This is a genomic window from Streptomyces sp. STR69 (genome assembly GCF_024519455.1).
Lineage (GTDB): Bacteria > Actinomycetota > Actinomycetes > Streptomycetales > Streptomycetaceae > Streptomyces.
Genome location: NZ_JALJRY010000031.1, coordinates 81,152 through 101,583, shown reverse-complemented (window position 1 = coordinate 101,583; position 20,432 = coordinate 81,152). Strand labels below are relative to the sequence as shown.

Here is a 20,432-nt window from a genome sequence, read left to right as displayed (position 1 = left end):
CCCCTCGGAAGGCTCTAGGCCGACGCCTGCGTCAGCTGCTCCATCTCGGCGTCCGTGAGGGCCAGTTCGGCCACGGCGAGCAGGTCGGGCAGCTGGTCCACGGTCCTGGCGGAGGCGATCGGTGCGGCGACCGTGGGCTGGGCGGCGAGCCAGGCGAGGGCGACCGTCGCGACGGAGGCGTCGTGGGCCTGCGCGACCTCGTCCAGGGCGGTCAGGACCTTCTGGCCGCGCTCCGAGGCGAGGTACTGCTCGGCACGTCCGGCCCGGGGGCTGTCCACGGTCGTACCGGGCCGGTACTTGCCGGTGAGGAAGCCGGCCGCGAGGGAGAAGTAGGGGAGCGCCGCCAGGCCGTTCCGCTCGGCCACGTCCCGGAGTTCGCCCTCGTAGGTGTCGCGGGAGACCAGGTTGTAGTGGGGCTGGATCGCGACATAGCGGGCCAGGCCCTCGCGGTCGGAGAAGTCGAGGGAGGCCTGCAGGCGCTCGGGCGAGATGTTGGAGGCGGCGATGTGCCGCACCTTGCCCGCCTTCACCAGTTCGTCGAGCGCGCCGACGATCTCCTCGACCGGCACCTCGACCTGGTCGAAGTGCGGGTAGTAGAGGTCGATGTGGTCGGTGCCCAGGCGGCTCAGCGAGGCGTCGGCGGCGGCCCTGATGTTGGCGGCGCTCAGGCCCGGGTACTCGGGGTGCTGGCTGACCTTGGTGGCGATGACGACGTCGGAGCGGTTGCCGCGGGCCTTGACCCACTTGCCGATGACGGTCTCGGACTCGCCGCCCTGGTTGCCCGGGGCGAACGCCGAGTAGGAGTCGGCGGTGTCGATGAAGTTGCCGCCCACGGCGGCGTAGGCGTCCAGCACGGCGAAGGAGGTCGCCTCGTCCGCGGTCCAGCCGAAGACGTTGCCGCCGAGGTTCAGCGGGAAGATCTCCAGGTCGGACCGGCCCAGCTTGCGAAGAGAAGTCATGCTCTACGTCAACAGCCGGGCCGGAACCGGATATTCCAACAGGCGGGTCAGGGGTTGAGGCCCTTGCTGCGCAGCCAGGGCGCCGGGTCGCTGGCGGTGGCCGCGCCGTTGATGTGGACCTCCAGGTGGAGGTGCGGTCCGGTCACGTTGCCGGTCGCGCCCACGCGGCCGATGACGTCACCGGTGGCGACCTTCTGCCCGACGCTGACGTTGATCGAGGACTGGTGGCAGAACCACAGCTCGGTGCCGTCGTCGAGGGTGAGGATCGTGCGGTAGCCGTAGGACCCGGCCCAGCCCGCCTCGGTGACCGTGCCGCTGTGGATGGCCTTGATCAGCGTGCCGGTGGGGGCGGCGAAGTCGAGGCCGGTGTGGTAGCCGGAGGACCACATGGAGCCGGCCTGGCCGAAGGTGCCGGTGATCGTGTAAGAGCCGACCGGCAGCGTGTACTGCTTGGCGAGCGCGGCGAGCTTCGCGGCCTCGGCCTTCTTCTTGGCGGCGGCCTCGGCGTCCTTCTTGGCGTCGGCGGCCTTCTTCGCGGCGTCCTTCTCGGCCTTCGCGGCGGCGGCGTCGACCTGCTTGGCGACGGCGGCCTCGGCGGCGGCCTGGGACTTGCCGTCGACCTGGAGCTGCTGGAGCTCGGCCTGTTCCATGATCCGGTTGCGCAGCAGCTCACCCGCGTCCGAGGTGCCCTTGGCGGTCTCGGTGGTGGTCACGCCGACGCTGCTGAGCGCGGTCGCGGAACCCTTCGGCGTACTGGAGGAGTCGTCCAGCAGATGGCCCACGGAGGGCAGGTCGGGCAGGGAGATCGAGACGGGCGGCTTGCCGGTGTTGGCGCTGGCCATCCCGCCGGCGCTCACGGCGGCTATGACACCGACGCCCAGGACGGTGGAGCTGCGGGCGAATCCCCCGCCACCACGCTGCTTGGCGACACGGTGCTTGCCGCGGTTGGGAAGAACGGACTCCGCGCTGGGGTTCCACTCCTCCCAGGGTCCCTCGTCGGGGCGGAAACCGCCGTAGACGAACGGGGCTTCTGGGGCAGCCTGGTTGGACGCCACGTGGGCGTACTCCTTTCCTTCCTTCTCGCCTACCGGGTTAGCTGACGGGTTCGGAGCAGGAAGGTCTCCTACGCGCGTAAACCGGTCGTGTTGCCACGACTGTCGACGAGCGATTCACCCCAAGTGGTGGTTCCCCGGTTCCCTTGCGGGATTCGGCGCGTGCGCACGGAGCTGTCTCTTGTGACGGCTGGGACGACCGTGCTGCGTTATCGAACGTTAATAGACACGGGCGCCCGTTTCCAAGCCCGATCGCTTGATCATTAACCTTTCCTTGCTGGACGAAGAGCCCATGACCGGCGAAAAACGGGTGAGTTGACCGGTCATGGATGGCGTACGGCGATCATCGCCATGTCGTCCGTCATCCCGCCGCCGGAGTAGCGGCGCACCTCCTTGGCGAGGATGCCGAGCAGCGCCTCGGGGCTGCGGAAGGTCCGGCCGGCCAGCCGCTCCCCGGGGTCGTAGAACACGCCGTGGCAGTCGCGGGCCTCGGACAGGCCGTCGGTGTAGAGGAGGAGGGTGGCGCCGCCGGGGAACGCGAACTCCTCGGCCCGGTCGGGCCAGAACCCCAACTCACCCATTCCCAGCGGCAGTGCGGGCTCCTTGACGAGCAGGGTCTCCACGGTGCCGTCCGCGTGCAGGAGCAGCGGTGGCGGGTGACCCCGGTCGACGATCCGCAAGACGCCGTCGCCGTGCGGGAGTTCGGCGAGGACGGCCGTGGTGAACCCCTCGAACGCGTCGAGTCCGTCGCGCCGGGTGCCCTCGCGCGCCAGCGCCCGTTCCAGCCGCTGCGCGACCGCCTCCAGGGTGCTCTCCTGCTCGGCTGCCTCCCGGAACGCCCCGATGACCACCGCTACGGCGGCGACCGCGCCCATGCCCTTCCCGCGTACGTCGCCCACGACCAGCCGTACGCCGTGCGGGGTGTCCTGCACCGCGTACAGGTCGCCGCCGATGAACGCGCCCTCCTGTGCCGCCTCGTAGCGCGCGGCGATCTCGAACCCGCCGATGCGCTCGGCCGGTTCGGGCAGTACCGCGCGCTGGGCGGCCTCGGCGATCTCGCGCACGGAGGCGAGCTGTTCGCTGCTGCGGCGGACGAGGGCGTTGATGAGGACGGCGAGACCGGCGACCGTGGCCACGGTGGCCACCTCGGTGACCGCGTCGATGCGCAGGACGATGCCGAGCCTGATGTGGATGACGAGGACGACGGCGACCGAGGCCAGGCCGGTGAGGACGGTGCCGCGCCGCGAGTAGAGCGGGGCGGCGACGAGCGGGGCGGCGGTGAAGAAGGGGGCCGCCGTGAAGTCCTGCGGGGTGAGGTAGTCGTAGCAGGCACCGACGATCAGCAGCAGCGCGGGCAGCCGGCGGACGAGGGCGAGGACGCGGGCGGTCCGCCGCCCCTCGTCGGGGCCGAGGCCGGGGTCGGGCACGGGATCGCCGGGCAGGCGCCCGCCGGCTCGCACATACGGACCCTCCTCCACGCGTCCAGTTTTTCCCGGTGGGGGGAGGGTGGCGAGCGGGGTGGGCCGACAGGGGGAGAAGGATGGGGGAGAAACACCAAGGGCCGGAATCCGTTTCTGGACTCCGGCCCTTGGCCTTAGTAGCGGGGACAGGATTTGAACCTGCGACCTCTGGGTTATGAGCCCAGCGAGCTACCGAGCTGCTCCACCCCGCGCCGTTGTGTTCCCAACTATACGCCATCCGCGGGGTCCGATGTCACACACGTTTCAGTCGGCGGAGTTACCGGCGTGCGTGAGGGTCTCCCAGGAGACGAAGAGGTCGTCGCTGCCGGCCGGCCGGGTCGTCTCGGCGAGCCGGTGCGCAGCGGGCACCTTCATGCCGAGCCGGTCCTCCAGGTGGTTGAGCGGCACCTCCAGGTCGGGCCCCATGTTCCGGTCGACCTTGCCGCCGCAGAGCCAGGCGGGCGCGGGCTCGCCGAGCTGGTAGCGGGCGTGGAGTTCGAGGGCCGCCTTGAGCCGGTCCTTGACGCCGTCGTAGAGGTCGACGCCCTGGTGCCAGGCGGTCTCGGCGATGTGCCCGGTGGCCGCCAGCGAGTACCCGACGTGCTTGAAGTTGCGGCAGGTCTCCTGGGCGACGCCGTCCTTGAAGGTGGTCTGCTTGAACCAGTACGTCGTCAGCTTCTGCGGGGTGTTGACGGTGGAGCGGGCCGGGGTGAGCGGCACCTTGCCGTCCTTCTCCAGATAGAAGTAGGCGGGCACGCGGTCGCGGAAGCGGGCGACGGCCGCGTCGAAGGCCTTGTGGTCGTCGAGGAAGACGGCGATGCCGATCGCCGCGTCCGTCATCGCGAGGTCCCAGTTGCCGTTGTAGTCCGGCAGGTCCTTCGTCACCTCGGGCTGGTACGCGGTGCGCAGCATGGTCGAGAACCGCTGCACCCGGTCCACCGGCCACCCGGCCCCCGGCGTGTACCGCACGATCTCCGCCGCCCGCGCCCAGGTCGACCCGGCCCACGCGGTCTGCAGCCCGGCGTCCTCGGAGGTGTGCTCCTTCATCTTCGCCGACCAGTCGTCCATGATCTCCCGCGCCTTGAGCGCGTGGTGCTGCTTCCCGGTGATGCTGAACAGCAGCGCCTGCGTGTACGCGGCGATCGCGTCCTCGCGCTCCTCGACGCACCCGTGCGCGGCCTTGCCGTTCCAGGGGCAGTCGACGTCGGCGTAGGGCTTCGCCGTGTACTTGTACGACCCGTACTTGCTGTCCCGCATCCCGAAGTACGCCTTCAGCCAGGGCTGCTTCCCGGCCGTCACGTTCTTCCGTACGGCGTCCAACTGCGCCTTGCTGACCAGCACTCCGGGGTGCGTGAACGCCGCGCCGGCGGGCAGCGCCCTCGCCATGGTCCGCGTACCGGTGTCCGCCGCCCCGCACGAGGCGAGAAGCCCTACGGCCACGGACGCGCCCAGCACCGCCACTGCCCTCATCTGTCCTACCTCCACCTTGTCCGCACCGGTTCACTGCGAGCGTGACCCGGTGGGCGGTGGGGCGCAGGATCTGATGGGCCGGTCGTGCGTCCACAGGGTGTGGATCAGCCGGGCAGATGCCGGTTCGGCGCCTTCGCCCGCTCCTCGTACTCCGGGAGTACGACCACGGAAACCCCCTGCGCGGCCAGCGCCCCGCTCCCGTCGGCCGCCGTCACGAACGTGTCCGGCTCGCGCCAGGCCGTCACCACACGCCGTACACCCGCGTCGAGGATCAGGCGGGCGCAGGGCTTGGGGCGGGAGGCTCGGTGGGTGCAGGGTTCGAGGCTCGTGTAGACCGTGGCGGTCGCGAGGCGCGGGTCCGCCGGGTCCAGCTTGGCGAGGGCCGCCTCCTCCGCGTGGACCACCGGGTCGCCGGCCTCGCGGGAGTGGCCGCGGGCCAGTTCAGTGCCGTCCTCGGCCACCACCACCGAGCCGACGCTGAACGCCGTCTCCGAGGGCGGGCAGTCGGCGGCCAGGTCACAGGCGAGGGCGAGCCAGTGGTGGTCGGCGGCGGAGGGGAGGTCGCCGGTGCCGGGGGCGGTGGGTTCGTAGCGCATGAGGACGACGTCCTCGATGGGGCGGGTCTCGACCAGCCGGAGGCGGCCGGACTGGTAGGCGCCCGGGCCGAAGAGGCGGGGGGCCTCGGGGGTGCCCACGAAGAGGGGGGACAGGGCGAGTTGGAGTTCGTCGGCCAGGCCCTGCTGGAGGAGCTGGGTGTGCACGGTGCCGCCGCCCTCGACCATCAGGCGGTCAACTCCCCTTACGGCGTGCAGGTGTTCAAGGAGGCGGCGCCAGTCGAGGTCGGGGCCGAGGGCGAAGACGTCGGCGGCGAGGCCGAGTTGCCGTACCCGCTCCGCGCCCTTGTCCGTCGTAGCAACGAGCTTGTCGCCGCCCGTGTGCCAGAAGTTGGCCGCCGGGTCCAGTTCGCCGGAGCCGCTGACCGTGACCTTGAGGGGGTACTCCGGTTTGCCGGCGGCGATGCGGGCGGCGCGGCGCCCGGGGGAGTTGACCAGGAGGCGGGGGTTGTCCGCGCGGATGGTGCCGGCGCCGACGAGGATCGCGTCCACGGACGCCCGGACCTCGTCGACGCGGTCGAAGTCGGCGGGGCTGGAGAGGAGCAGCCGGTCGGGGCCGGTGTCGTCGAGGTAGCCGTCGAGGGAGACGGCGGCGGACAGCAGGACGTAGGGCAGAGACATCGACGCGCTCTCTCCGGGAGGCCGGCGGGGCTTGGAAACGGCGGGGGCTTGGTTCAAGTTTGAAACAAAACTACACTGGGGGCATGACGACCCGCTGGCTCACCGCCGAGGAGCAGCGCGCCTGGCGCGCCTACATCGCCGCGACGCACCTCCTGGAGGACGCGATCGACCGGCAGCTCCAGCAGGAGGCCGGCATGCCCCACCTGTACTACTCCATCCTCGCCAACCTCTCCGACGTACCGGACCACCGGCTGCGGATGACCGACCTCGCCGAGAAGTCGAAGATCACCCGGAGCCGGCTGACGTACGCCGTGACCCGGTTGGAGAAGGACGGGCTGGTGCGGCGGGGGGGGTGCCCGTCGGACAAGCGGGGCAGTACGGCGATCCTGACCGACGAGGGGATGGCCGTGCTGGTGCGGTCGGCGCCGGGGCATGTCGAGACCGTCCGCGCCGCGATCTTCGACCATCTCACTCCGGAGCAGGTGGGGCAGCTGGAGGAGATCAGTACGGGCATCGTGCGGGCGCTGGAGACGCCGGAGGACGTTCCGTGGCGCCGCCGCTCGACGCCTCCGTGTTCGTGAGCCGTCCTCGTGAGCCGTCACACCAATCTGTTGCTTCAAATTTCAAGCATGAGGTAGGGTCCGTGATCGTGGATGTGCTTCAGTTTTGAAGCACATCGCTACGTCACCCTTCGGACTCGGAGACCCGCATGCCCGACTTCCCCGCCGCCACCCCGCGTGCCCGCGTCCGGGTACCGCTGCGCTTCCACGACGGCTACAGCGTCGACACCGAACTCGTCACCTTCCACGGCCTGACCGACGGCCAGGAACATCTCGCCGTCGTCCTCGGCGAGCCGGCACCCGGCACCACCCCGCTGGTCCGGCTGCACTCCGAGTGCCTGACCGGAGACGTCTTCGGCTCCGCCCGCTGCGACTGCGGCCCCCAGCTGCGCGAGGCCGTCGAGCGCATAGCCGACCGCGGCGGAGTCCTGCTCTATCTGCGCCAGGAGGGCCGGGGCATCGGCCTCTACAACAAGCTCGACGCGTACGCCCTCCAGGACCAGGGCCTCGACACCTACGCCGCCAACACCGCGCTCGGCCTGCCCGAGGACGCCCGCGACTACACGGCCGCCGCCCAGATGCTCACGGCCCTCGGGATCACGTCCCTGGACCTGCTGTCCAACAACCCCGACAAGGCGGACCAGTTGCGCGGCCTCGGCATCGACGTGCACGACCGCGTACCGACCGGCGTATTCACCACGCCCCACAACGTCCGGTATCTACGCGCGAAGGTCCTGCAGACCCACCACACGCTCCCGCTGGGCCGGCTGACCGAGCTGAACGTGGGCTGAGCCGCACGGGGATGGTGTAGCGGGCTACACCATCCATTCGGGAGGGCACTCCCTCGTGCCGGAGAGCGGCCGGCGGAAAGGTTGAGACCACGATCTCGACCGACCGCCGACGTGGAGGCCTTCCCCAGCCATGGCTACTCTCCTTTATCACTTGGGCCGCGTGGCCTTCCGGTGGCGCTGGCTCGTCACCCTCCTGTGGGTGGCGGTCCTCGGCGCTGTCGGATTCGCCGCCACCAAGGCCCCCGCCGCCCCCGACGACGGCTTCACGATGCCCGGCATCGAGTCGCAGAAGGCCTTCGACCTGCTGGAGCAGCGCTTCCCGGGCACGGCGGCCGACGGCGCGAGCGCACGGATCGTCTTCGTCGCCCCGAACGGCGAGAAGGTCACCGCGACCGAGAACAGGGCGGCGATCGAGAAGCTGGTGACGGAAGCGGCCGACGGTTCCCAAGTCGCCTCCGCCGTCGACCCGTTCGCCGCGAAGGCGGTCAGCAAGGACGCCTCCACGGCGTACTCCACCGTCACCTTCAAGGTGAAGGCCGACGACCTCACCGGCGCCGCCAAGACCCATCTGGAGCGGGCCATCGACACGGCCCGGGACGCGGGCCTGACCGTCGAGGTCGGCGGCGACGCGCTCGCCACCCAGCCCGCGGCGGGCGGCAGCGCCGAGGCCATCGGTATCGCGATAGCCGCGATCGTCCTCCTCATCACCTTCGGTTCACTGGCCGCCGCCGGCCTGCCCCTGCTCACCGCGATCATCGGCGTCGCGATCAGCATGTCCGGGGTCCTCGCCCTGGGCAGCACCTTCGGCCTCTCCGAGACCACCGGCACCCTCGCCACGATGCTCGGCCTCGCCTGCGGCATCGACTACGCCCTGTTCGTCGTCTCCCGCTACCGCGAGGAACGCGCCAAGGGCCACGCGCCTCGCGAAGCGGCCGGACTCGCGGCCGGGACGGCGGGTTCGGCAGTTGTGTTCGCCGGCCTGACCGTTGTCATCGCTCTGGCCGGTTTGTCGGTGGTCGGCATCCCGATGCTGACGAAGATGGGCCTCGCGGCGGCCGGCGCGGTCCTCCTCGCGGTCCTGATCTGCCTCACCCTGGTCCCCGCGCTCCTCGGCTTCTGGCCCAATGCCGTACTGTCCCGCCGCGACCGCAAGAACAAGACCAAGCGCGGCAACGGCGAGAACGGCGGCAGCCGTTGGGCCCGGATCGTCGTACGCCGCCCGATCCCCGTCCTGCTGCTCGGCATCGTGGGCCTCGGTGCGATGGCCCTGCCCGCCCTCAACCTCCAGCTCGGCATGCCCGGTGACGAGGCCAAGTCCACCGCCACCACCGAACGCCGCGCCTACGACGACCTCGCCGAAGGCTTCGGCCCCGGCTTCAACGGCCCCCTGACCATCGTCGTGGACGCGAAGAAGGCGGAGGACGCGAAGGCCGCCGTAGCGACGATCTCGAAGGAGATAGCGGCCACGGACGGAGTGGTCTCCGTCTCACCGGCCCGCTTCAACACGGCAGGCGACACAGCGGTGTTCTCCGCGACCCCCGCCACCAGCCCCACCGACGAGAGAACCAAGCAACTCGTCCAGACGATCCGCGACGAACGACCGGACATCGCGGCTGATGCGGGCGCGAGCTTCGAGGTCACCGGCACGACCGCGCTGAACATCGACGTGGCGCAGAAGGTCCAGGACGCGCTGATCCCGTACCTGGCCCTGGTGGTGGGCCTGGCGATCGTCCTCCTGCTCCTGGTCTTCCGCTCGCTCCTGGTCCCGCTGAAGGCGGCGCTCGGCTTCCTCCTCTCGGTCCTCGCGGCGCTCGGCGCGGTGGTCGCGGTCTTCCAGGAAGGGCACCTGGCGTCCTGGCTCGGCGTCGACCAGACCGGCCCGATCATGAGCCTGATGCCGATCTTCCTGGTGGGCATCGTCTTCGGACTCGCCATGGACTACGAGGTGTTCCTCGTCTCCCGGATGCGCGAGGCCTACGTCCACGGGGACGGGCCCGGCCAGGCGATCGTCTCGGGATTCCGGCACAGCGCCCGGGTGGTCGTGGCCGCCGCGCTGATCATGATGGCGGTGTTCTCGGGCTTCATCGGCGCGGGCGCCTCGATGATCAAGATGATCGGCTTCGGGCTGGCCATCGCGGTCCTGTTCGACGCGTTCGTGGTCCGGATGGCGATCGTGCCGGCCGTCCTGTCCCTCCTCGGCAACAAGGCCTGGTACCTGCCGAGTTGGCTCAACCGGATCCTCCCCCGCATGGACGTCGAGGGCGAGGCCCTGAGCCGCAAGGTCCCGGCACCGGCAACCGAGCCGACCGGCACCCCGACCGCCCACCTCACCCCGGTCCCGTAGCGGGACCCCGCAGACCGGGGCCGCCAAGAGCGGAGGCGGCCCCGGCGCCCGGATCCCGTGGGGACGGGGACCCGGCGCAAGTCCCGGGCCCGGCGACGGAGCACTCCCCCCGCCCGTCGCCGGGCCCGCGGACGTCCACAACTCACCACCAACTCCCTTACCAGAGAGGGCACTTCGATGAAAACCTCAGTGCAGGCCGGGGTGGCCGGGCTCCTCGCCTGCGGCACGCTGCTCACGGTGGTCCTGGTCACCCGCGACGGCGACGACAGCCACACCGCCGTCACCTACTCGGCCCCGTCGAAGGGCCCGTACGTCGCCCTCGGCGACTCCTACACGGCGGGCCCCGGCATCACCGACCCCACGGGGACTCCCGCCGGCTGCGACCGCTCCGCCGGCAACTACCCGGCACTCGTGGCCGCCGAACTCGGCCTGAAGGACGACAAGTTCCGCGATGCCAGCTGCAGCGGCGCCACAACGGCCGATCTCACGGGATCCCAGCACACCGACAACGGCACCAACCCGCCCCAGCTCAGGGCACTTTCGTCGGACACCCGCCTGGTCACCATCGGCATCGGCGGCAACGACATCGGCTTCAGCAAGCTGATCAAACGCTGCGTCGCCATGGGCGCCCTGTACCAACTCACCGGCAACGGCAAGTACTTCACGGAGGACGCGCCCTGCGCACGCGGTTCCGACGCCGGTTCCGTCGAGGAGAAGATCGCCAAGGCGGGCGACCGGCTCACCCGGATCCTGACCGAGGTGAGGCGCCGCGCCCCCGAGGCCCGCGTCTACGTCGTCTCCTACCCGGCGATCCTGCCGGCCGACAGCGCCGACTGCGGCCGTGACATGTCCCTCGCACCGGGCGACGTGACCTTCCTCCGCGAGCAGGAGCAACAGCTCAACACCGCGCTACGGCAACGGGCTTCGAAGGCGGGGGTCGCCTACGTCGACACGTACACCCCCTCCACCGACCACAACGCGTGCACGGCGAAGAACACCCGCTGGATCGAACCACTCGTACCGGACAGCCCGGCGGCACCGGTGCATCCGAACGCACGCGGGGAGCGGGGGATGGCGGACGCGGTGCTGCGGGCGGTCAAGTCGGCGCTGTAGGAAACGTCAGCCAGCGGAGGTCAGCCGTGCGCCCGGGCGGTGAGATACGGGTCCCTGCAGAGAACCTCGCGGCTGCCGAAGAGGGTGCCGGCGGCCAGCCCGGCGGCGGGCAGCAGCAGCGCCGCGGCGGCCCAAGTCGGCCCGGGCAGGGCGTCCGTGACGGCGATGGGCAACCCGAGTACGTCACTGAGCGGACCGGCCAGCGCGGCGGACGCGACCGTGCCGACGCCCACACCGACCACCCCCGCCACCGCACCCGAGAGCATGGCTTCGCCCAGCAGGATCCGGCGGAGTTCGGACCGCCCGGACCCGAGGATCCGCAGGATCGCGAACTGGCCGATCCTGGCCCGCGCGCTGTCCGCGGCGTGTCACGAGCAGTACGGCCGCACCCCGGTCGGCACACGAACGCAGGGAACTCATCACGGAGTTGGCGTTCTTGGGGTCCAGGCCCGAGGTCGGTTCGTCGGCGAGGACGAGCACCGGTTCCTTCACGGCCGCCCGGGCCACGGCGATGCGCTGCCGCTGTCCGCCGGAGAGTTCGGTGACGGGCGACTCCGCGAGGTGCTCCATGCCCAACTCCCCCAGCAGGGCACGGGCCGCCGTACGGTGCCGGGACAACCGTGGCCCGAAGGCGGCGGCCACGTTCTCCCAGGCGTTGAGGAACGTGAGCAGCCCGAGGTCCTGCAGCACGATGCCGATCGAACGCAGCCGCAGCGCGTCCCGGTCGGCCGGTGACAGTGCCCCGGTGTCCGTGCCTGCGATACGCAGGGATCCCGCGGTCGGCGAAAGGATGAGCCCCAGGACGGCCAGCAGAGTGCTCTTGCCCGAGCCGGACGGTCCCTCGACAGCAGCCATCGTCCCCGCCCGCAGCGTGAGATCCGCCCGGCTCAGACCACCACCCGCCGCATATGAGAAGGCCAGGCCTTCACCTTGGACGACCCATGGGGAGGCGGTGTTCATGCGGCAAGTGCCCTTCTGGGGTGGGGTAATGGCGATGGGATTCACCCTGTTCGTCCCGTGGCCATCCCAACTGGGCGTCGAACTGTATATGTTGCGGGAATATCCACATGTGACCGAAACACGCCACCTGACGGGTCCGAGCTGTCCCGGACTCACAGCACGAGACACCTCTCCACACCGCGAGTCCGGTGCCCGTAACGGGGACCCGGAGACCGGTTTCGGCCACGGCGGAGCCGGTCTGGTTCACACCTGAGGGGTAACGCGGGGCGCCGCCTGCTCCCACCCGTACGGGGACACCCGCGCTTCGACTCCGTCCAGGTACTGCCGTAGGGCCTGTCCGTTTCCTCGTACGAACTCCTCCGGTACGGCGTCGACTTGGGTCCATCGGACCTGCGCGTGCTTGAGGGGCTCGCGGTTCTCGGGGGCGCCGGACCACTTGTCGGCGGCGAAGACCACGGTGAGGAAGCCGTACGGTGCGTCCGCTCCGTCGGTGGCATGGATGAGGTGCACGACCTTCAGGGACTCCGCCGCCACGACGATCCCGGTCTCCTCGTACAGCTCGCGGACCGCGGTCTCGGTGATGGGCTCGCCGGGTTCGTTCTTGCCGACGGGGAGGTCCCACATGCCACGGCCGAACTTGGCCTGCTCACCCCGCTGGATGAGGACGACCCGGTCCTCGGCCCTGTCGTGGACGATGACGGCGGCGACGAGAAGGGTCATGCGGCGATTCCGAGTTCGGCCAGCAGACCGCGTACCCGGCGCTCGATCTCCTCGCGGACGGGCCGGACGGCGTCCACGCCCTGGCCCGCCGGATCGTCGAGCTGCCAGTCCAGGTACCGCTTGCCCGGGAAGACCGGGCAGGTGTCCCCGCAGCCCATCGTGATCACGACGTCCGAGGACCGTACGGCCTCGACGGTGAGCACCTTCGGCGTCTCGGCGGAGACATCGATCCCCACCTCCGCCATGGCCGCCACCACCGCCGGGTTGACCGTGTCGGCGGGAGCCGAGCCCGCCGACCGGACCTCGACCCGGTCACCGGCGAGGTGGGTGAGGAAGGCGGCACCCATCTGGGAACGGCCTGCGTTGTGGACACAGACGAACAGCACGGACGGACGGGGAGCGGCGGAACTCGGGGGCATGGCGGGTGTCCTTGCGGTCGGTCAGGAGGGGGCGGGTTCGGGTTCGGGGTCGGGGCCGCCGTAGGGGACTACGGCCTCCGCCGTGCGGGCCGGGCTTCCGCATACGACGGCCACCGCGGCCAACCCGGCCACGGCGCCCAGCAGTTGCGCCCCGACGAACGGTACGACGGAGCCGGGCGCGATCCCGGCGAAGGTGTCGGTGAAGGCGCGGCCGACGGTGACGGCGGGGTTCGCGAAGGAGGTCGAGGAGGTGAACCAGTAGGCGGCCCCGATGTAGGAGGCCACGGCCGCCGGGGCGACGGAGGCGCGGCCGACCCGCTCCAGTCCGAGGACGAGCAGGATCAGCCCACCCGTGGCGACGACCTCCCCCAGCCACAGATGGCCGGCGAACCGGTCGTGGCGGGAGAACCGCACCAACGGCTCGGCGAACATGGCGTCCGCCAGCACCGCGCCCGCGATCGCACCGCCGACCTGCGCGGGGACGTACGCGGCGACTTCCCGCAGCCCCGGCCCGGTGCCGTCGCGACGGCCGACGACCCAGGTGGCCAGGGTGACGACGGGGTTGAAGTGCGCGCCGGAGACCGGCCCGAGCAGCGTGATCAGTACGCCCAGGCCGAGGACCGTGGCGAGCGAGTTGGCCAGCAGTTGTACGCCGACGTCGTGCGAGAGTTCGGTCGCCTGGATGCCGGAGCCCACGACCACCGTCACCAGCAGGCCGGTCCCGATCGCCTCGGCGGCGACACGGCGGCCGAGGGACGCGGTCACGCCTGCGTGCCTTCCGCGGTCCGCGCCGTCGTCAGAAACGCGGCGAGCCGGTCCAGGACTCCGGGCAGCGCCCAGTAGTACACCCACGTCCCACGGCGTTCGCAGTCGATCAGACCGGCCTGCCGCAGCAGTTTGAGGTGGTGGGAGATCGTCGGCTGCGACAGGTCGAAGGCCGGCGTCATCTCGCACACGCAGACCTCGCCGCCCTCCCGCGAGGCGATCATCGACAGCAGGCGCAGCCGCACGGGATCGCCCAACGCCTTGAACACCCTGGCCAGTTCCGCGGCGCGCTCGTCGTCCAGCGGCGCGGAAGCCAGGCCCGGGCAGCACGCGGCGTCCTGACCGATCACTTCGAGGACCCCGAGCTCTTGTTTCGACATGCCTCTATGTTGACGTCTTTCGATACAAGGCGCAAGCTTGCATCAACGAACATCAATACAAGCTGGCCCACCCCATCCCAACCCGCCCCACTCCATCCCACCCGAGCTACCTCACCTGGGAGCGATCCGATGAGCGACACGACGACCGAAGACTCCACCGACCTGCGCGAAACCGTCCGCAAGCGGTACGCGGCCTCTGCCCTGAAGGTCACCGAAGGCGGCACGGCCTGCTGCGGCCCCGCCCCCGTCGAGATCGACGACAACTTCGGCTCCGCCCTCTACCCCACCGCCGACCGGGACGCCCTCCCCGCCGCAGCGGTCGCCGCCTCCCTCGGCTGCGGCAACCCCACCGCCGTAGCCGAACTCCGCGAGGGCGAACGCGTCCTGGACCTCGGTTCCGGCGGCGGCATCGACGTCCTGCTGTCCGCCCGCCGCGTCGGCCCGACCGGCAAGGCGTACGGGCTGGACATGACGGAGGAGATGCTCGCCCTCGCCATCGGCAACGCGGAGCGGACGGGAGCCACCAACGTGGAGTTCCTCAAGGGCACCATCGAGGCCGTCCCGCTGCCCGCGAACACGATCGACGTGGTCATCTCCAACTGCGTGATCAACCTGTCCGTCGACAAGCCCGCCGTCTTCGCCGAGACCTTCCGCGTCCTGCGGCCGGGCGGCCGTATCGGCGTCTCGGACATCGTCGCCGACGACACGCTCACCCCCGGACAGCGCGCGGAGCGCGGTGACTACGTCGGCTGCATCGCGGGCGCGCTGTCCTTCGCCGAGTACCGGGCCGGCCTCGAAGCGGCCGGCTTCACCGGGGTCGAGATCACCCCGACACACCCCGTCGCGGACGGCATGCACTCGGCCGTCGTCCGCGCGACCAAGCCTGCGGCGGACTGACCCGGGGACGACAACAGAGCGGCGCCCGGCGGGCGTTGGGGCCCGCCGTATGCCCGGCCGGGCGGCGATGATGTGATCGCTGCACGACAGAAACCGGCGCCGGTCGGACGTCCGGCGCCGGACGCCCGGCCGGTTCCCCCCTCCTCTCCGCAAGGGAGCCCACGATCATGTCCGAGCCGCCGCAGTCGGTGGAGGCCCGTGCCCTGCGGCTCTTCCTCACGGCGGATCCGGACGACTGGCCGCGGCTCGCGCCGAGGGTGACGGAGGCGGTCGGCGCGGACACCCTTCAGCGGATCGTCCGCGGCACGCTCGCCCGCGTCGGAGAACTCGACACGGTGACGGACAGCCCCGACGGACTGATCGTGTCCGGCAGCCGGGGCCGGGTACGCGCGTGGGCCCAGGCCGCGCCGGGCGGGGAACTCGGCGCGCTGCGCATCGAGGACGCCCGCTACACACCGCCACGGCGTCGCCCGCGCCCGCCCGCTCCGGTGACCTGGGCGACGTATCTGATCGTGGTCACCCTCTGGAACATCCTGACCGTCTGGACGGCCGCCGACCGCACCGCCTGGCTCGGTGACATGGCAGTCCTGGCGGCCTTCTACGTGATCGTCGAAGGCTACGGCGCACCGGCGCGGCAGCCCCGCCCGCTGCGCCGTACGGTCGAGGCCGGTGCCGTGGCGGCCCTCGCCTCCGCGTGGCGGCTGCCCGGCCTGCCGAACGGCCATGGCGCACCGCGCCTCGCCGGCGGCCTCGCACTCCTCGCCGGATCCCTGTGGCTGGTCGCCGCCGCGCGCCGGCACCGCTGGCGCGCGCCGCTGTCGCGACCGCTGCGGTTCCCGCTGGAGGGCACCTGGTACGTCGTCCAGGGCGGCGGACGCCTGCTCAACCACCACGCGCCGGTGCCCGAACAGCGCGGTGCCGTCGACCTGGTGGCCCTCGGCCCCCTCGGCACCCGCACCCGGCAGGGCCACGACCTCGCCGCCTACGCCGCGTACGGCCGCCGGGTCCACTCCCCCTGCGACGGCCGCGTGATCTCCGCCGCCGACACCGTCCGGGACCAGCAGCCCGGCGCGATCAGCTACCAACCGCCGTACGGCAACCACGTCTTCGTCGACACCGGCCGCGAGATCGTCAAACTCGGGCATCTGCGCCCCGGTTCGGTGACCGTGACCCGGGGCGACACCGTCCGCGCGGGCCAACTCCTCGGCGAGGTGGGGAACTCCGGCAACACCACCGAACCCCACCTGCACCTCCACGCCGAACGCGACGGCCTCGGCCTGGACCTGGAGTTCACCGGCGTTCCCGGCCGACTGCACCGGGGGCGGACGATCCACGCCGCTTGACTGGCCGTACCAAGCGATCTACGGGCTGTCCAGGATCTGGTTGCGCCGCTGAGAATCAGTACCTGGAGTTCGCTGTGTCGCCAGATGAACTCCGGTGCCTCGCCCAGCTGTTGACGCCACAGGTTCAGCACGTGCGACACGGTCACGCCCGGTCGGTCCCCTCGGCCCGTGTCCCGGCCGCCGCCAACAGCCGTAGTGCCTCCCCGAGTTGCCGACGTACCACGAGGTCGGCGATGAGCCCGTCCGTGCCGAGCATCCCCCGGTCCACCGGGATCCTCACACAGGCCGGCTCCACGACGGCGGCACCCGTGTAGCCGAGGACCGTCCGCAACGTGGCTTCCGCACCCGCGCCGCGCCCCGGGGCGGCCGCGTTGACCCAGGCCACCGGCTTGTCACAGATCTCGGTGCCGCCGACCGTCCAGTCGAGCAGATTCTTGAACGAACCCGGCAGGGTGCCCGCGTACTCCGGCGTGCAGATCAGGACCCCGGCCGCCCGGTCGATCGCCGCCCGCAGCTCGGCCACCGACGCCGGCAACGGGTCTGTGTCGTCATCGGGGTTGAAGTGCGGAAGCCCCGCGAGACCGTCGTACCGTACGGCACCCACCCGCGCGTCCGGCGCCACGGCGTGCGCAGTGCGCAGCAGGGCCTCGTTGGAGGAACCGGCCCGCAGGCTGCCCGACAGCAACAGGATCACAGGTGGCGTCGACACCCGCCCCAACCTACCTACCCGGAACGGGATTCGCCGCGGCTGTCACTGGAAGGACGAGGGGATCATCAGTGGCCCGTTCTGCTCTCGTCCGCCGGGACAGGGAGCTCCTCGGCCTGCTGCCCCGCAGAGTGGTGACACACCCCGCGAATCCGTCCTCCAGGACTGAACTCCACTTGGAGCGTATCCGCGTCCACGGCGCCCCTGGCCCTCCTTTCGCGCAGTATTTCCTCCACCATCTGCAACGGCAGAGGGATGGTGAAGGGCGACCGGCCGCCGGCGTGAGCGATCAATTGCCTTGCATCGGCGTCCTCTTCTTCTCCGACACCGAGGAAACGACCTGTTCCCGACATCAGAAGGCTGAGCCGAGTATGGCCTTCCGCGCCATCGGACCGTGCCGCGCGCACTGCCGACTCCAAGCCGGCGACCGTCGCACACCGGCCGACGTCGGCCTGATCCGCCGCGTCCTCCACATCCCACAGTCCTTGGAACACGGCTTCCATGAAGGGCGCCAATTGCTCGCGGTTCAGCCTGCGATGGCGCCCTTCCTCCGTCCATCCTCGGACGGAAGTCGGGTCGAGCCAGATCAAATGAGGGGTCCACTCCTCGTCGAAGCGGATGTATCCACGAGGCAACGGCAGCCATTTGACGCGGTCCGGGTCACTGAGGGGTGGGCAGGCGGGCAACCGTGCCGGGTGCCAGTCCGCGCCGCGCCCGTGCCGCAGCCCGTCCGCCTCCTCCTGAAAGATCGGATCGGCCTTTTCCCGGAACGCGTCGTACTCGCCCTCGTCCGTATAGATCGCGATCAGCAGTGTCTGTGGCGCGCGACGCCGCAGACACTGCCTCAGTTCCCACAGAGTTCCGTCAGAAGTGCCTGCGGAGAGGAGAACCATTCGAGCGTCGTCGAGGAGAGAAGCCACCGTCGGCTGCCAATCGTTCAGAGGCAGATACAGCTTCGCGGCTCCCAGCAGGGGCAGCGCTTCGTCCGGCTGACCGACGGCGATCACCCGCGCCAGGCCACCGAAGGCACGGGAGATGCGCTCCTCGGAAGTGCGGGTGCTGGTGTCGACGAGGGACCCTCCCACATTCCGGAACCGGCTGAAGGCATGCGGCATGCCTGCCCGCTCCACATCCGATGTGAAGGGCCGGAGGTACAGCACGTAGGGCCCACGCTTCGCGTCCGCCATCGTCCGCAATACCGGAACGCTGTGCCGACGCCCGCGTCGTCTGAGTCTGCGGCCGCCGAGGAGCGACACGGCACCGGCCGCGATGACCGCTCCCACGATCAACACCCGCTGCCACAAAGGCTCGGTGGCACCCAGTGGTGCTGGTGAAAACATTGTCCGTGTGCGGGAAACGCCCGCGATGAACCACAGCGCACCGAAAACCGACAAGAAGCTGCCGGCCAGGCGCATGGCCCAGCCCAGGAGCCTGTGCTGACGTCGTCGCGGCGCGCTGAAGACTGTGGTCTGATCCCCCGTCATGTGATCCAACTATCAGGCGGCGCACCGTGATCACAAGCTGAACCGGCAGGCATCACAGAACCCGACCGGCACGCATTGGCCCGTCTCTGCCGCATGACACCGATGTCACCCATGCCGGCGCCACCGGCAGGCACTGTGGGACTTGAACTCCACACCACTGAATCAAGAGTTCCAGGCACAGACAGAGCACCGTGATCATTAAATATGAACACCCACTACCCGTGGCCTCCGCCTGCGATTTCCACCCTCGCTCGTCGATACCGGCCAGTGCGCTCAAACCGGGTTCAGACGTGGTCGCGCGCTAGTAGCATTGACACCTCGGCGACAAATATGCCACTGCTCGCGCGTGCAGATCCTTTGCGCGTGGTGGAGAACATTCAACCCAGGGAGCGGAATGGCAGAGAAGAAGGTACTGTTCATTGCTTTCGCCATCGAGGACAAGCGGCAGCGAGATTTCCTGAAGGGCCAGTCCCTGCACCCGCGAGCACCGTTCGAATTCATCGACATGTCAGTCAAGGAACCTTACGACAACAACTGGAAGGATCGAGTTCGCACGCGAATCAAGCGCTCAGCCGGTGTCATCATCTTGGTCAGCAAGAACTCCCTGAAATCCAGCGGACAGAAATGGGAGATTCAGTGCGCAAAAGAGGAGGCGAAGAAGATCCGGGGGATCTGGGCCTACACGGATGATCGCACGGCCCTACCCGGCGTCGCCACAGTCACCTGGAGTGACGCAAACGTCACCAACTTCATCGACTCACTGTAGGAATTATGCGTAAGGCACTGATCGTCGGAATCGACCACTACACAAACCTGAGCCCGCTCAGTGGTTGCGTGAACGACGCCTACTCAGTGAAGGCCGCGATCGAGCGTAACGCGGACGGCACCCTCAATTTTCCCGCACCTCAGGTGCTGACGGGGACGAGCACCACACAGAAGATCACCAAGAGAGACCTCAAGGATGCGGTCAGGGAGCTGTTCTCCGATGATTCGGAGATTGCTCTGCTCTATTTCGCGGGCCACGGATACATCGAGGACACCGGCGGCTTCTTATGCGCCAGCGACTGCGACACCGGAGATGACGGGCTCGCTCTGACCGAGGTCATGACGCTGGCGAATGTCTCCCGTGCAAGGAACAAGGTGATCATCCTCGACAGCTGTCACAGCGGGGTGGTGGGGGACAGTTCAATGGCCACGGGCCTCGCCGAAATATCCGACGGCGTCACGATCCTGACCGCTTCGACCGCCGATCAGTACTCCTACGAAACCCCAGGCGGTGGTGCGGGCGTTTTCACGAGCCTGTTCATCGACGCACTGAACGGCGCCGCCGCAAATCTCGTCGGGGACATCACACCCGGAAGCGTCTACGCCCATATCGACCAGTCCCTCGGCCCTTGGGCGCAGCGGCCTGTTTTCAAAACTAACGTCAAGACTTTCGTGTCCCTGAGAAGGACGGAACCTCCGATAGCCCTCACGGATCTTCAATCCCTGACGAGGCACTTCCCTTCTCCGGAGCACAATTTTCAGTTGGATCCTTCTTTCGAACCGGAACGGTTCTCGGAACAGAGTCAGGACCCGCTGATTCCGCCACCCGACCCTGCCCACACCGCGACTTTTGCCGTACTCCAGAAATTCGTCAAGGTGAATCTCGTCCGTCCCGTCGACGCGCCTCACATGTGGCATGCCGCCATGCAGAGCAAGTCCTGCGAACTGACGGTACTCGGTCAGCACTATTGGAATCTCGTGGAGAAGGGACTCATCTAGTAATTCCGGA

At 69.6% G+C, this 20,432-nt stretch carries 20 protein-coding genes, 1 tRNA gene, 1 pseudogene and 1 riboswitch; of the genes and pseudogenes, 8 read left to right on the top strand and 14 right to left on the bottom strand.

Going from position 1 to position 20,432, the window contains the following annotated elements:
• Nucleotides 1-14: 14 nt before the first annotated feature.
• The 6 genes from OC490_RS39945 to OC490_RS39920 all read right to left on the bottom strand — a co-directional run bounded on the left by OC490_RS39945 (nucleotide 15) and on the right by OC490_RS39920 (nucleotide 6,176).
• The gene (locus tag OC490_RS39945; RefSeq protein WP_262062947.1) at nucleotides 15-959 is read right to left on the bottom strand and encodes an aldo/keto reductase; all 945 of its coding nucleotides are present in this window, start codon (nucleotides 957-959) and stop codon (nucleotides 15-17) included.
• A 47-nt stretch (nucleotides 960-1,006) separates the two neighbouring features.
• Nucleotides 1,007-2,014, bottom strand: a complete 1,008-nt coding sequence (locus OC490_RS39940) for a M23 family metallopeptidase (protein WP_262062946.1) — start codon at nucleotides 2,012-2,014, stop codon at nucleotides 1,007-1,009.
• A gap of 11 nt (nucleotides 2,015-2,025) precedes the next feature.
• Nucleotides 2,026-2,182, bottom strand: a riboswitch (cyclic di-AMP (ydaO/yuaA leader).
• 152 nt (nucleotides 2,183-2,334) lie between these two features.
• Nucleotides 2,335-3,471 (bottom strand): PP2C family protein-serine/threonine phosphatase, encoded by a 1,137-nt coding sequence (locus tag OC490_RS39935; protein ID WP_315986727.1) that lies wholly within the window; start codon nucleotides 3,469-3,471, stop codon nucleotides 2,335-2,337.
• A 138-nt stretch (nucleotides 3,472-3,609) separates the two neighbouring features.
• Nucleotides 3,610-3,683 (bottom strand) — tRNA-Met (locus OC490_RS39930).
• Nucleotides 3,684-3,735: 52 nt separating this feature from the next.
• On the bottom strand, nucleotides 3,736-4,941 hold the full coding sequence (locus OC490_RS39925) for an alginate lyase family protein (protein WP_262062944.1): 1,206 nt from the start codon (nucleotides 4,939-4,941) through the stop codon (nucleotides 3,736-3,738).
• A gap of 104 nt (nucleotides 4,942-5,045) precedes the next feature.
• Entirely contained in the window at nucleotides 5,046-6,176 is a 1,131-nt protein-coding gene (locus OC490_RS39920; protein WP_262062943.1) for a dihydrofolate reductase family protein, read from the bottom strand.
• A gap of 83 nt (nucleotides 6,177-6,259) precedes the next feature.
• Between OC490_RS39920 and OC490_RS39915 the strand changes: the two genes are divergently transcribed.
• The 4 genes from OC490_RS39915 (at nucleotide 6,260) to OC490_RS39900 (ending at nucleotide 10,984) form a co-directional block, all read left to right on the top strand.
• Nucleotides 6,260-6,757: a MarR family winged helix-turn-helix transcriptional regulator gene (locus OC490_RS39915; protein WP_262062942.1), complete on the top strand. Its 498-nt coding sequence runs from the start codon at nucleotides 6,260-6,262 to the stop codon at nucleotides 6,755-6,757.
• A gap of 128 nt (nucleotides 6,758-6,885) precedes the next feature.
• Nucleotides 6,886-7,527, top strand: coding sequence for a GTP cyclohydrolase II (gene ribA / locus OC490_RS39910; RefSeq protein WP_262062941.1), 642 nt, complete (start codon nucleotides 6,886-6,888; stop codon nucleotides 7,525-7,527).
• Between the two features lie 130 nt (nucleotides 7,528-7,657).
• Nucleotides 7,658-9,871, top strand: a complete 2,214-nt coding sequence (locus tag OC490_RS39905; protein ID WP_262062940.1) for an MMPL family transporter — start codon at nucleotides 7,658-7,660, stop codon at nucleotides 9,869-9,871.
• A 177-nt stretch (nucleotides 9,872-10,048) separates the two neighbouring features.
• Nucleotides 10,049-10,984: an SGNH/GDSL hydrolase family protein gene (locus OC490_RS39900; protein WP_262062939.1), complete on the top strand. Its 936-nt coding sequence runs from the start codon at nucleotides 10,049-10,051 to the stop codon at nucleotides 10,982-10,984.
• 20 nt (nucleotides 10,985-11,004) lie between these two features.
• On the opposite strand, the pseudogene OC490_RS39895 reads toward OC490_RS39900, so the two are convergent.
• The 6 genes and pseudogenes from OC490_RS39895 to OC490_RS39870 form a co-directional block, all read right to left on the bottom strand.
• A pseudogene (locus tag OC490_RS39895) lies at nucleotides 11,005-11,277 on the bottom strand (ABC transporter); the annotation flags it as partial.
• On the bottom strand, nucleotides 11,168-11,944 hold the full coding sequence (locus tag OC490_RS39890) for an ABC transporter ATP-binding protein (RefSeq protein WP_262062938.1): 777 nt from the start codon (nucleotides 11,942-11,944) through the stop codon (nucleotides 11,168-11,170). The gene OC490_RS39890 and the pseudogene OC490_RS39895, both read right to left, overlap by 110 nt.
• A 243-nt stretch (nucleotides 11,945-12,187) precedes the next feature.
• Nucleotides 12,188-12,664 (bottom strand): NUDIX domain-containing protein, encoded by a 477-nt coding sequence (locus tag OC490_RS39885; protein ID WP_262062937.1) that lies wholly within the window; start codon nucleotides 12,662-12,664, stop codon nucleotides 12,188-12,190.
• Entirely contained in the window at nucleotides 12,661-13,083 is a 423-nt protein-coding gene (locus OC490_RS39880) for an arsenate reductase ArsC (RefSeq protein ID WP_262062936.1), read from the bottom strand. Before OC490_RS39880 ends, OC490_RS39885 begins: the two co-directional genes overlap by 4 nt.
• Nucleotides 13,084-13,104: 21 nt before the next feature.
• Complete coding sequence (locus OC490_RS39875; protein ID WP_262062935.1) at nucleotides 13,105-13,848, bottom strand: aquaporin; 744 nt, start codon at nucleotides 13,846-13,848, stop codon at nucleotides 13,105-13,107.
• Nucleotides 13,845-14,228 (bottom strand): ArsR/SmtB family transcription factor, encoded by a 384-nt coding sequence (locus OC490_RS39870; RefSeq protein WP_262062934.1) that lies wholly within the window; start codon nucleotides 14,226-14,228, stop codon nucleotides 13,845-13,847. Before OC490_RS39870 ends, OC490_RS39875 begins: the two co-directional genes overlap by 4 nt.
• Nucleotides 14,229-14,357: 129 nt before the next feature.
• Here OC490_RS39870 and arsM point away from each other — a divergent pair, with 129 nt between their 5' ends.
• Nucleotides 14,358-15,125, top strand: coding sequence for an arsenite methyltransferase (gene arsM, locus OC490_RS39865; RefSeq protein WP_262062933.1), 768 nt, complete (start codon nucleotides 14,358-14,360; stop codon nucleotides 15,123-15,125).
• A 167-nt stretch (nucleotides 15,126-15,292) separates the two neighbouring features.
• Complete coding sequence (locus OC490_RS39860) at nucleotides 15,293-16,468, top strand: M23 family metallopeptidase (RefSeq protein ID WP_262062932.1); 1,176 nt, start codon at nucleotides 15,293-15,295, stop codon at nucleotides 16,466-16,468.
• 142 nt (nucleotides 16,469-16,610) lie between these two features.
• Here the strand turns inward: OC490_RS39860 and OC490_RS39855 are convergent, their stop codons facing one another.
• Nucleotides 16,611-17,177, bottom strand: a complete 567-nt coding sequence (locus OC490_RS39855; RefSeq protein WP_262062931.1) for an NADPH-dependent FMN reductase — start codon at nucleotides 17,175-17,177, stop codon at nucleotides 16,611-16,613.
• 65 nt (nucleotides 17,178-17,242) lie between these two features.
• Nucleotides 17,243-18,658, bottom strand: a complete 1,416-nt coding sequence (locus OC490_RS39850; protein WP_262062930.1) for a hypothetical protein — start codon at nucleotides 18,656-18,658, stop codon at nucleotides 17,243-17,245.
• A gap of 394 nt (nucleotides 18,659-19,052) precedes the next feature.
• On the opposite strand from OC490_RS39850, the gene OC490_RS39845 reads away from it, so the two are divergent.
• Both OC490_RS39845 and OC490_RS39840 read left to right on the top strand, forming a co-directional pair.
• The gene (locus OC490_RS39845) at nucleotides 19,053-19,424 is read left to right on the top strand and encodes a toll/interleukin-1 receptor domain-containing protein (protein WP_262062929.1); all 372 of its coding nucleotides are present in this window, start codon (nucleotides 19,053-19,055) and stop codon (nucleotides 19,422-19,424) included.
• A gap of 5 nt (nucleotides 19,425-19,429) precedes the next feature.
• Complete coding sequence (locus OC490_RS39840) at nucleotides 19,430-20,422, top strand: caspase domain-containing protein (RefSeq protein WP_262062928.1); 993 nt, start codon at nucleotides 19,430-19,432, stop codon at nucleotides 20,420-20,422.
• Nucleotides 20,423-20,432: the final 10 nt, after the last annotated feature.

Bases quoted from the DNA above. Each gene is read 5' to 3' on its own strand.
- OC490_RS39945 (WP_262062947.1), bottom strand. From the start codon at position 959: ATGACTTCTCTTCGCAAGCTGGGCCGGTCCGACCTGGAGATCTTCCCG.
- OC490_RS39925 (WP_262062944.1), bottom strand. From the start codon at position 4,941: ATGAGGGCAGTGGCGGTGCTGGGCGCGTCCGTGGCCGTAGGGCTTCTC.
- OC490_RS39920 (WP_262062943.1), bottom strand. From the start codon at position 6,176: ATGTCTCTGCCCTACGTCCTGCTGTCCGCCGCCGTCTCCCTCGACGGC.
- OC490_RS39915 (WP_262062942.1), top strand. From the start codon at position 6,260: ATGACGACCCGCTGGCTCACCGCCGAGGAGCAGCGCGCCTGGCGCGCC.
- ribA (WP_262062941.1), top strand. From the start codon at position 6,886: ATGCCCGACTTCCCCGCCGCCACCCCGCGTGCCCGCGTCCGGGTACCG.
- OC490_RS39905 (WP_262062940.1), top strand. From the start codon at position 7,658: ATGGCTACTCTCCTTTATCACTTGGGCCGCGTGGCCTTCCGGTGGCGC.
- OC490_RS39900 (WP_262062939.1), top strand. From the start codon at position 10,049: ATGAAAACCTCAGTGCAGGCCGGGGTGGCCGGGCTCCTCGCCTGCGGC.
- OC490_RS39890 (WP_262062938.1), bottom strand. From the start codon at position 11,944: ATGAACACCGCCTCCCCATGGGTCGTCCAAGGTGAAGGCCTGGCCTTC.
- OC490_RS39885 (WP_262062937.1), bottom strand. From the start codon at position 12,664: ATGACCCTTCTCGTCGCCGCCGTCATCGTCCACGACAGGGCCGAGGAC.
- OC490_RS39880 (WP_262062936.1), bottom strand. From the start codon at position 13,083: ATGCCCCCGAGTTCCGCCGCTCCCCGTCCGTCCGTGCTGTTCGTCTGT.
- OC490_RS39870 (WP_262062934.1), bottom strand. From the start codon at position 14,228: ATGTCGAAACAAGAGCTCGGGGTCCTCGAAGTGATCGGTCAGGACGCC.
- arsM (WP_262062933.1), top strand. From the start codon at position 14,358: ATGAGCGACACGACGACCGAAGACTCCACCGACCTGCGCGAAACCGTC.
- OC490_RS39860 (WP_262062932.1), top strand. From the start codon at position 15,293: ATGTCCGAGCCGCCGCAGTCGGTGGAGGCCCGTGCCCTGCGGCTCTTC.
- OC490_RS39850 (WP_262062930.1), bottom strand. From the start codon at position 18,658: ATGACGGGGGATCAGACCACAGTCTTCAGCGCGCCGCGACGACGTCAG.
- OC490_RS39845 (WP_262062929.1), top strand. From the start codon at position 19,053: ATGGCAGAGAAGAAGGTACTGTTCATTGCTTTCGCCATCGAGGACAAG.
- OC490_RS39840 (WP_262062928.1), top strand. From the start codon at position 19,430: ATGCGTAAGGCACTGATCGTCGGAATCGACCACTACACAAACCTGAGC.